Annotated in this window: 8 protein-coding genes; 5 read left to right on the top strand and 3 right to left on the bottom strand. The window is 31.1% G+C overall.

Translation table 11 applies throughout. From position 1 onward, the window contains the following. The coding region (locus ACIQ06_RS14360) for a hypothetical protein (protein ID WP_396147498.1) at positions 1-2570 on the bottom strand (2570 nt) is incomplete at its 3' end. Between the two features lie 33 nt (positions 2571-2603). Beyond that, on the bottom strand, positions 2604-3173 hold the full coding sequence (locus tag ACIQ06_RS14355; protein WP_396147496.1) for a hypothetical protein: 570 nt from the start codon (positions 3171-3173) through the stop codon (positions 2604-2606). Positions 3174-3780: 607 nt separating this feature from the next. Between ACIQ06_RS14355 and trmD the strand changes: the two genes are divergently transcribed. The 3 genes from trmD to ACIQ06_RS14340 all read left to right on the top strand — a co-directional run bounded on the left by trmD (position 3781) and on the right by ACIQ06_RS14340 (position 6394). Further along, positions 3781-4458, top strand: a complete 678-nt coding sequence (trmD, locus tag ACIQ06_RS14350) for a tRNA (guanosine(37)-N1)-methyltransferase TrmD (RefSeq protein ID WP_396147493.1) — start codon at positions 3781-3783, stop codon at positions 4456-4458. A 141-nt stretch (positions 4459-4599) separates the two neighbouring features. Next, a complete protein-coding gene (gene rplS / locus ACIQ06_RS14345; RefSeq protein WP_298307332.1) occupies positions 4600-4950 on the top strand; it encodes a 50S ribosomal protein L19 in 351 nt (116 codons plus the stop codon). 220 nt (positions 4951-5170) lie between these two features. Beyond that, positions 5171-6394, top strand: coding sequence for an NADP-dependent isocitrate dehydrogenase (locus ACIQ06_RS14340; protein ID WP_396147491.1), 1224 nt, complete (start codon positions 5171-5173; stop codon positions 6392-6394). Positions 6395-6439: 45 nt separating this feature from the next. Here ACIQ06_RS14340 and ACIQ06_RS14335 read toward each other — a convergent pair whose 3' ends face one another. After that, positions 6440-7057, bottom strand: a complete 618-nt coding sequence (locus tag ACIQ06_RS14335; protein ID WP_396147489.1) for a hypothetical protein — start codon at positions 7055-7057, stop codon at positions 6440-6442. A gap of 226 nt (positions 7058-7283) precedes the next feature. On the opposite strand from ACIQ06_RS14335, the gene ACIQ06_RS14330 reads away from it, so the two are divergent. Together ACIQ06_RS14330 and ACIQ06_RS14325 are read left to right on the top strand one after the other, a co-directional pair. Then, a complete protein-coding gene (locus tag ACIQ06_RS14330; RefSeq protein WP_396147486.1) occupies positions 7284-9656 on the top strand; it encodes a carboxypeptidase-like regulatory domain-containing protein in 2373 nt (790 codons plus the stop codon). Between the two features lie 4 nt (positions 9657-9660). Continuing rightward, positions 9661-10473, top strand: coding sequence for a DUF4249 family protein (locus ACIQ06_RS14325; protein ID WP_396147483.1), 813 nt, complete (start codon positions 9661-9663; stop codon positions 10471-10473). Positions 10474-10487: the final 14 nt, after the last annotated feature.

Below are 10487 nucleotides of genomic sequence, written 5' to 3'. Positions count from 1 at the left end.
GCGTCAGTAGCAGTTGCTGTTGCAAAACTTGGCGTCGCTGGACAAGAAATTGTACTTGGCGCTGGTAATGCTGTAATAACTGGTGCTGTTGTATCCGTTACATTGATTGTTTGTGATGCTGTTGATGTATTTCCACTTGCATCAGTAGCTGTCCATGTTCTAGTTACTGAGTAACTTCCTGAACATGTTCCATTTGTAACAACATCAACAAAACTTAAAGTAGCTGAACCACAAGTGTCAGTAGCTGTTGCTGTTGCAAAACTTGGCGTTGCTGGACAAGAAATTGTACTTGGCGCTGGTAATGTTGCAATAACTGGTGCAGTTGTATCTGTTACATTAATTGTGATTGTCGCTGTATCACAATTAGACACATTGGCATTTTCACAAATTCTATAAGTAAAAGTATAAGTACCTGCAGCAATACCGCTAGTAACTGTAACATTTCCTGAACTATCAAAAGATATATTAGGATTACTTCCTGTTAACAAAGTAAAAGTCACTAAGTTTAAAGGAACTGGAACATTATTTAATAAATCATTAGAAATTACATTTCCAATCAATCCAGTTGTTGTACAATTTATATTAGAATAATTATCATTTATTGCGTTAATAACTCCACATTTACTAATTGTAAATGGAAAGAAACAACCAGAGGTATTAGGTGGAACTGCATAATAAGTAACAGTTGATCCAGATACTAATGGAAATGGATTACTTGCTGTATATTGAATTGCAGATTGCGTAACAGGATATTGATTATAAAATAATGATCCTATTGGAAAATTCGGTGCTATTTGAGAAACTGCAACTGTTGTACTTGAATTACAGAAATTGAAATTTCTAACTATTGGCGTATTCTGGCAGTTAGTATTTACGTAATTGGTAGCATTAATATCAACATTTAAAGGTTGACTTACTGGTTCGCCTAGACAACTTCCATTCTGAGAATAACCTTTAATAAATTGTTTATCGTTAAAACTAACACCTGTTATTCCACCTACACCTGAAGATGATCCGTTAACAGAAATTGGCGCTAAACAATTTGGATTACTTAAGATTGAACAATCAGTGGTTGCTCTTAATTTAAAAGATAAAGCTCCTAACAATGTATTTGGGTCTGCAGGTAAAGGTAATGTACCGAAATCCCAAACAATAGAACCAGTAGCTCCTAAACTTGGATTAAATGTAATTGTGTTAGGAGTAGGTAATGGTGTAAAGAAAACACTTCCAACAGCACTTCCTGCAACATAACTTGCATTGAATGGTATAGGAATTACTAATTTATAATTATTTATAGGTTCAGTTCCTAGATTTTTAATTGTTACATTAAAAGTCATTTCTTGTCCTGGCAATACTGTGTATGGAGGTGATGTAACCGGCACATTGTTTATTGCTGTTGTAGATAAAATATTTTCAACATCAGGTATATAGGCATCTACCGACATTACAGCAGCAAAAATCACATAAGTATCTTGTGTTGTTCCATATCTAAATCTTGTGCTTGTTTGATTGTTAGTCATAACAGCATTACTAGCATTAGGAATATTAAAAACGCTAATATCTAATCCAGTATTATTGAGCAAATTTGGATTTCTGGTATTTCCACCAGTAGCAATTGACGAATTAAAAAAGTTATTTGTAGCATTTCCTGAGTGATTTAATGTAACCCAGTTAGTGTTTGTATGATTTCTTATTTGAAAATAATCTCCAGAAATACCTCTATCACCTTCACCAGCCATTAAACCTAATTTCATATTAACTGGTCCAGATTGAACTGTATTAAATCCTGAAACTGGAATTTCAAAATCAGCAGTAACACTTCCGGCAACATAGGCATGTCCATCAAAAATAGTAACGTCTCTATATTTCATTTTAGAGTTTTCATAAACTACTACCAAACTCCAACCTCCGTAAAAACCAGTTCCACCACCATTACCCTCAACTAAAGCGATATCGGCAGCAAAATAGTTTCCTAATCCATTATTTCTAACATAATCTGTTACCTCAGCATAAGCAGAATACATGTATCCATCAGATGTTGTTGGATAATAAATATCTGAAGCAGCTGCAGTAAACTGAGTATAAGTTGATGACTGAGGTCCTTTTAAGGAAATCACTCTTTTATTAAATGTTTTGGTAACATTATTTTTAGTAACCGTAAAAATATCATTACTAGGATTACTATTAGAAGATCTACCTGTCCAATATAATCCAGCATAAATAATTCTCGAACATGAAGGCAATGCTCCATTTTCAGTTGATAATGTTAAATTTGCTGAAGATGAATTGAATGTATTTGAATCTCCATCGACATCAACATAAACCATAGGATTATCATTGGTGCCATCATTACTATAACTTTGAAGCGTCAAGTTGGTATTTCCAACCATTGCAAAATCTCCTTTAATATTATAAACACTTCTTGAAGGAGAATACTGTGATGTTCTCTGTGTAAATGGCACTCTTAACTGTGCATTTGCTGAAAACACAACTCCAAATAAAAGTACTATTTGAAGAAAGTAAAAATAAATTTGCTTTTTTGTATTTTGGGTTGAGTATAAATTTTTCATAATAAGATATTTATTTTTTTTCAAAAAGTAACTTTAAGATATTTTTTCAACGCTGAAGAAAACAACGCATTTAGGATTACAATTCTTAATCAATCTTGTCAACTGAGAAGCCTCCATATCAAAATTTAATTTAATATGTATGTACTTTACATTTTTATAATTACAGATAGTTGTAAGATCAATTGGACCAGTAATTTCAGAAGCTCTTCCTATTTTAATAGTCACTAATTGAATATCGTTTGTTGGTAGGTCAGGTCTATCGGCAATACTTAGCGATGTAAGATCTGTATACATACATACAGGTATTTGACCATAAGTTCTTACTTGGCCATTACTTAGATATAATGAAGAATTTGAATTATTCAATAAACCAAGTACATTGTTATACTCAGTTGAAGAGTATCTTGTACTTGAGTTTGACAAAGAATTCAAAAAAGCATCCTTAGTAATAATTTGAGCTCTTTGATTTGATGCTTGAGAAAATCCATTTGATAATGAAAACATCATCATGATTAGTGCAAAAGCAATTTTGGTATTTCTCACAATACTTATTGATTGCAAAAAAGATGTTTCTGTTGGCTGAATTAAATCTTTGTTTCTCATAATATTATATTTTAAATATTTGTAATTAAAATATAGCATTACATAAATTCAAAACTTAATTTGAATACTTATGAGGTTAAGTTTATTTAATCTTAATTTTCGGGGCAAAAAAACCAAGATCTACTTATGTTATATTTTAAAAATTTTGTTTTTACTTTGTTATAAAATTAAAAAAACATTATTAAAGAGTTCACTTTATTAAAGTCAAATTAATTCTACAACAAACTTAAATTATAACTTTTCAACAAAAAATTAAAAACGTTGAAAAGTGTTTAAAAATCGTTGTTTAGCATAAAACGCTTAACATTCGTTAATTTTTTCTTTAAAATATAACTCAATCAAAAACAACAAATCAGCAACTGATTAAAAAACAACAACTTATATTTTATCGCTAAAAATCAACTTACAAAATTAGATTTAAGATTAAACAAATTCACATCGTTTAACGAAAACCTATTTTGAGTTTACAAACTTAGCTTCTAAGCATTTAAAATTTATACGTAGAAATACGTGTTTTTCGTTTTAACATAAAGTGTAGCTCTACATTCTACAATTTCAAAAGTCAAATACTCTTTAACTTTGTATCTTTGCAAATAATTTTTATAAAATGAGAATAGATATTATCACTTTATTACCTGAATTACTTAGAAGTCCATTTGAGGCATCCATTATGAAGCGTGCTATTGATAAAGGATTAGTTGAAGTACATTTCCATAATTTGAGAGACTATACTACTAATAAACAGAAATCGGTTGATGATTATCCGTTTGGAGGAGGTGCAGGAATGGTGATGATGATTCAACCTATTGATGCTTGCATAACGCATTTGAAAAGCGAAAGAACTTATGATGAAATCATATATATGTCTCCTGATGGAGAAACTTTAAATCAAAAGATGGCAAATACAGCATCGATGTATGAAAATATTATAATCTTATGTGGACATTATAAAGGAGTCGACCAACGAGTAAGAGACCATTTTATTACTAAAGAAATTTCTATTGGTGATTATGTATTAAGTGGTGGTGAGATTGGTGCAATAGTATTCTGTGATGCAATAATTCGTTTAATACCAGGTGTTTTATCTGACGAAACTTCGGCACTGACAGATAGTTTTCAAGACGGACTTCTATCAGGACCTATATATACTAGACCTGCAGACTATAAAGGGTGGAAAGTTCCTGAAGTTTTAACTAGTGGCCACTTCGCCAAAATTGACAAATGGAGAGAAGATATGGCATTTGAACATACAAAAAATAGACGACCAGATCTTTTAGAGGATTAATAATCATTTTCTATCTTAAAAATAATTTCGAAATTTTAATTCAAAATTCAAAATATTTATTACTTTTGCACCCACATTTGACCAACCTCTGGCGAAAACCGTGAATGTTGCTCAGATTTTAAACCATAATTAGCATTAAAAATGGCAAATTTAGTAGATTTCGTTAATAACGAATTATCAACAAAAAAAGATTTCCCTGCGTTTGGAGCTGGTGATACTATCACAGTTTACTACGAAATTAAAGAGGGTGAAAAAACAAGAACTCAGTTTTTTAAAGGAGTTGTTATTCAAAGAAAAGGAGCTGGTATCACTGAAACTTTTACAATCCGTAAAATGTCAGGTGCAGTTGGTGTAGAGCGTATCTTCCCAGTTAACATGCCTGCTTTGCAAAAAATTGAATTGAACCAAAGAGGTAAAGTTAGAAGAGCTCGTATCTACTACTTTAGAGAACTTACTGGTAAAAAAGCAAAAATCAAAGAAAGAAGAAGATAATTCTAAACTTTCAATCAATAAAAAAAGCTTCGATGATATCGAGGCTTTTTTTATGCAAAAAAAATAACTCTAAATTATCAAATTCATAATTTAAGTTCGTTAAAATATCAAATTCATAAATCAATCGATTTCGTAGCTCAACTATAATAAAATTAACTACTTATTCTTATATTTGTTACCGCGAATTTTTATAAAAACAAACAACAAAACATTATACATTATGGCAAAAATTAAAGTAGCCAATCCAGTAGTTGAATTGGATGGCGATGAAATGACACGAATTATTTGGAGTTTCATTAAAGAACAACTAATCCTTCCTTATCTTGATTTAGATATCAAATACTACGATTTAGGAATTGAAAGCAGAGAAGCAACTAAAGACCAAATCACAATTGACTCTGCAGAAGCAATTAAAAAATACAATGTTGGTATTAAATGTGCTACTATTACTCCAGATGAAGAGCGCGTAAAAGAATTCAACCTTTCTGAAATGTGGAAATCTCCAAACGGAACTATTAGAAATATCGTTGGTGGAACTGTTTTCCGTGAACCAATTATTATGAGTAATGTACCTAGATACGTTCAAGGTTGGACTAAACCAATTGTTATTGGTCGTCACGCTTTTGGAGATCAATACAAAGCAACTGATAAAGTTATTAAAGGAAAAGGAACATTAACCATGTCTTTTACAAATGAAGCTGGTGAAACTACTGAGTGGAAAGTTTATGACTTTAAAGGTGATGGTGTAGCAATGTCTATGTATAATACTGATGAAAGTATTTACGGATTTGCACATTCATCTTTTCAAATGGCTTTGACTAAAAAATGGCCTTTATATCTTTCAACAAAAAATACAATTTTGAAAGCCTATGATGGAAGATTCAAAGATATTTTTGAAGAAGTGTATCAACAACATTACAAAGCTGATTTTGAAGCTAACGGAATGACCTACGAACACAGACTTATCGACGATATGGTTGCTTCTGCAATGAAATGGAATGGTGGATTTGTTTGGGCTTGTAAAAACTATGATGGAGACGTTCAATCGGATACAGTTGCGCAAGGATTTGGTTCATTAGGATTAATGACTTCTGTATTAGTAACTCCAGATGGAAAAACAGTTGAAGCTGAAGCTGCTCACGGAACAGTAACTCGTCATTATCGTCAACACCAGCAAGGAAAAGCTACTTCAACAAACCCAATTGCATCTATCTTTGCTTGGACAAGAGGTTTAGAACACAGAGGTAAATTAGATCAAAATCAAGAATTAATAGATTTTTGCAACAAGCTTGAAGAAGTTTGTGTAGAAACTGTTGAAAGTGGTAAAATGACAAAAGATTTAGCAATGTTAGTAAAACCAGAGGGATTAACCTCTGCAGATTACTTAACTACAGAAAATTTCTTAGCAGCTATCAAAGAAAATTTAGATAAAAAATTAGCATAATTTTCTAAATTAGAAATAAAAAAGACGACCAATAGGTCGTCTTTTTTATTTATTCTCCTTCTCTTCTTCTAAACCTTTTTTCTTATATACTTTTATGGTTGCGCGATAACCTTCATTCAATCCCCAAAACTGTTCTGTTATCATTTTACCATTTCCATCAACAAATGAAAATTGTCCTGTATTTGGAAATGACAAACCTATATTGAGTGCTTCAATTTGAATTACATTTAAACCTTCCTTCAAAACATAATCATATCTTTGATAGCCAGACTCTAAATCAATTACTTTAGTTACTATTTCACCATTTAACCAAATCCTAACTAAATCTCCATCGATGGCACTATAATCTCTTGCAGATATCTTAATTTCATTAGTATAAACTGTATATTCTCCAAGAAAAATATCGCTATTAAGAATTTCTCTTGAAATTCCTTCTTGAGCCATCTTGGCCTGCACTTTTTCAGTGTAAATTTCAGAAACGCTTCTTACTTCATAGGTTTTTGGAGTTTCTACCTCACCTACTTTAGGTAATTTAGGCAAACTTCTCAATAATATATCATCCTCTTTTTTAAAATATTGGCTTTCAAATTTTATTTCTGGTGTAACTGTAGTAGGAGGAGTTTCTGGTAAAATAGCTTTCTTCTTTTTAGCTTTGTCTGGCATCGCACTAATATTTACCTTTCTTTTAGTTTGCTCAAATTGTGCATGAGAACTAAAAGAAAAACAAATTAAAAATAATACAAAAAAAACAATCCTTACCATATCTAATTAAAGTGTAAATATATTCAAAAAAGAAATACCCTTTTTTAATTATTAACCATACATTAACATTCGTTACGCAACAACAAGCCTAATAAATTATCAAATTTGCAAAACTAAATCAAAGACTATGCCTTTCAATAGATTATTGACAATATTTTTGTTTATTCTTACCTCAATGTCAAGTTTTTCGCAAGAAAAGTTTACCATCAGTGGTACCATTTCAGATAAAAAAAATAATGAAACTTTAATAGGTGTAAACGTTATTGTAAAAGGAACCAAATCATCTGCAATTACAAATGAATATGGCTTTTACTCACTTACACTTCCCAAAGGCGATTATGAAATAAGTATCAGTTATATCAGCTATGAAACTATCGACGAAAAAATTTCATTAAACCAAAACATCAAAAAAAATTACAGTTTAATTGAAAGTGGCGAATTGTTGCAAGAAGTCGTTATAAAAGAAAAAGTTGGTACAAATACTAGAAAACCTGAAATGAGTGTCAATAAAATGTCTATTGCTACAATAAAACAGATGCCTGTTGTATTGGGAGAAGTTGATATTATTAAATCCATATTATTTCTTCCAGGTGTAACAAATGCTGGCGAAGGACAATCTGGCTTCAATGTAAGAGGTGGTGGAGCTGACCAAAACTTAGTGCTTTTGGATGAAGCAACTATTTATAATTCTTCTCACTTATTTGGTTTTTTCTCTGTTTTTAATCCAGATGCAATTAAAGATTTGAAATTATATAAAGGTGGAGTTCCTGCAAGATTTGGTGGAAGAGCATCTTCAGTATTAGATATTTATCAAAAAGACGGAAACAGCACTGGTTTTCATATGAATGGAGGTATTGGTTTAATATCGAGCAGATTACTTGCCGAAGGTCCAATTGTAAAAAACAAAGGTTCCTTTATTGTTGCTGGTCGTGGTTCGTACGCACATTTATTTCTAAAATTATCTAATAATGAAAACTCAGCTTACTTCTATGATTTAAATACCAAATTGAATTATAAACTAAACAAAAACAACAACTTATACCTTTCTGGATATTTTGGTAGAGATGTTTTCTCATTAAATCAAAGCTTTACAAATACCTATGGTAATTCAACATTAAATCTGCGTTGGAACCATTTATTTTCAGACCAATTATTTTCTAATTTGTCTTTGATTTATAGCGATTACTATTACGGTCTTAACTTAGATTTTGTTGGCTTTAACTGGGATTCTGGAATAAAAAATTATAATATTAAATACGATTTCAAATATTATTTATCTGATAAAATTAAAATGAATTTTGGTGCAAATGGTATTTATTATGATTTCAACCCAGGAACCATTGAACCATCAAGAAGTGATTCAGGAATTAACTTCCGCCAATTGGAAAAGAAATATGCTTTCGAACCTGCTTTTTATGCTGGAGCCGAACAAAAACTAACAGACAATATCAATATTGAATACGGATTAAGGTACAGTTTATTCTATCGTTTAGGAAATTCTACTCAGAATATTTATGCCAATAACCAAGCAGTAACTTTTGATAATGATTTGAAAATCTATGAAAAAGCAACTCTAATTGGAACTGAATCTTTTGGAAAAAACGAAGTAATTGCTGATTTCAATAATTTAGAACCTCGTTTTTCTGTTGCTTACGAATTGGACGAAAACAAATCGGTTAAAGCTAGTTATAACCGAATGGTTCAGTATTTACAATTAGTTACTAATACCGCTTCACCTACTCCATTGGACGTTTGGACACCTAGTGATAATTTCATCAAACCACAAATAGCTGATCAAATAGCTGTTGGATATTTTGCGAATTTTAAAGAAGATGCCTATTCTCTCGAAGTAGAAAGTTTTTTCAAAAAAGTAAAAAACAGAATGGATTACATTGATGGTGCCGATTTAATTGCAAATGAAGCCATCGAACAAGTCATCCTTAATGGTGAAATGCGTTCTTATGGTCTAGAAGTCATGTTCAAGAAAAATACTGGTAAATTCAACGGTTGGATTTCTTACACACTTTCACGTTCCGAACAAAGAACTCCCGGAAGAACTGCCAATGAAACTGGAATCAATAATGGAAATTGGTACCGTTCTGCTTACGATAAAACCCATAATTTAGCCATAACAAGCTCTTATAAATTAAATAAAAAATGGAATTTTGGAGCCAACTTTGTGCTTCAAACTGGTCAGCCTGTAACTTATCCTAACGGACAATATACTTATCAAGGCATTACAGTTCCTAGTTATGGTTTACGTAATGAAAACAATTTACCTTTATATCATCACTTAGATATTTCGGCAACATTAACCCCAAAAAGAAGTGAAAATAAACGTTGGAAAGGCGAATGGGTTTTCAGCGTTTATAATCTATATGCAAGAAAAAATGCTGCTTCAATAAGTTTTAGACAGAATCAAGATTCAGGACAAAATGAAGCCATAAAATTATCTATTTTCGGAATTGTTCCTGCAGTTTCTTACAACTTTAAATTCTAACAAAATGAAAAATATAATTTACATTTTAGCTCTACTATTTTTTGCAAGTTGCGAAGACAAAGTCAATATTGATTTAGATACTGCTAATCCTAAATTGGTTATTGATGCCAATATTTTATGGCAAAAAGGAACCATAGGAAACGATCAAAAAATAAAACTTACTCTTACAACAGATTATTATAGCAATACAATACCTGTTGTTTCTGGAGCAGTTGTTTTTGTTACAAATAGTTCTAACACTGTTTTCAATTTCATAGAAATTCCAAATACTGGCGAGTATGTTTGTTCAAATTTTGTTCCTGTTATTAATGAAAATTATACTTTAACCGTTCAATATTCAGGACAAACCTATACTTCAACCGAAAAGTTGTTAGCAACACCAACCATTGATAGCACACAACAAACAACTGTACAAGGTTTTGGAGGAGATGAAATTCAAGTAAAATTTTTCTATCAAGACAATGGTTTAGAAGATAATAACTATTTAATTGGAGTAAAAAATTCGGAAAAATTATTACCTGAATTTGGGGTTATCAAAGATGAATTCTTCCAAGGAAATCAAATGTTCGGATTCTACACTGATAGTGATTTAAAATCTGGAGACGTTCTAAGTTTTAGCTTGAAAGGAATTTCAACTCGTTATTTCAATTACATGAACAAGTTATTGAACATTGCTGGAAGTGCCGGAGGAAGTCCATTTACAACTCCACCAGCTACATTGAGAGGAAACATTATAAACCAAAACAACCAAGATAATTATCCATTGGGTTATTTTCATTTATCAGAAATTGATACTTTGAATTATACCGTTCAATAGAAAAGCTTATATTT

It is taken from the genome of Flavobacterium sp. (assembly GCF_044341265.1).
Lineage (GTDB): Bacteria > Bacteroidota > Bacteroidia > Flavobacteriales > Flavobacteriaceae > Flavobacterium.
Note: the sequence above shows the minus strand (reverse complement) of the source record. Positions and strands in the feature narration are given on the sequence as shown.

What these genes read in the sequence shown, in the direction of transcription:
- ACIQ06_RS14355 (WP_396147496.1), bottom strand. Translation starts at nt 3,173, where the DNA reads ATGAGAAACAAAGATTTAATTCAGCCAACAGAAACATCTTTTTTGCAA.
- trmD (WP_396147493.1), top strand. Translation starts at nt 3,781, where the DNA reads ATGAGAATAGATATTATCACTTTATTACCTGAATTACTTAGAAGTCCA.
- rplS (WP_298307332.1), top strand. Translation starts at nt 4,600, where the DNA reads ATGGCAAATTTAGTAGATTTCGTTAATAACGAATTATCAACAAAAAAA.
- ACIQ06_RS14340 (WP_396147491.1), top strand. Translation starts at nt 5,171, where the DNA reads ATGGCAAAAATTAAAGTAGCCAATCCAGTAGTTGAATTGGATGGCGAT.
- ACIQ06_RS14335 (WP_396147489.1), bottom strand. Translation starts at nt 7,057, where the DNA reads ATGCCAGACAAAGCTAAAAAGAAGAAAGCTATTTTACCAGAAACTCCT.
- ACIQ06_RS14330 (WP_396147486.1), top strand. Translation starts at nt 7,284, where the DNA reads ATGCCTTTCAATAGATTATTGACAATATTTTTGTTTATTCTTACCTCA.
- ACIQ06_RS14325 (WP_396147483.1), top strand. Translation starts at nt 9,661, where the DNA reads ATGAAAAATATAATTTACATTTTAGCTCTACTATTTTTTGCAAGTTGC.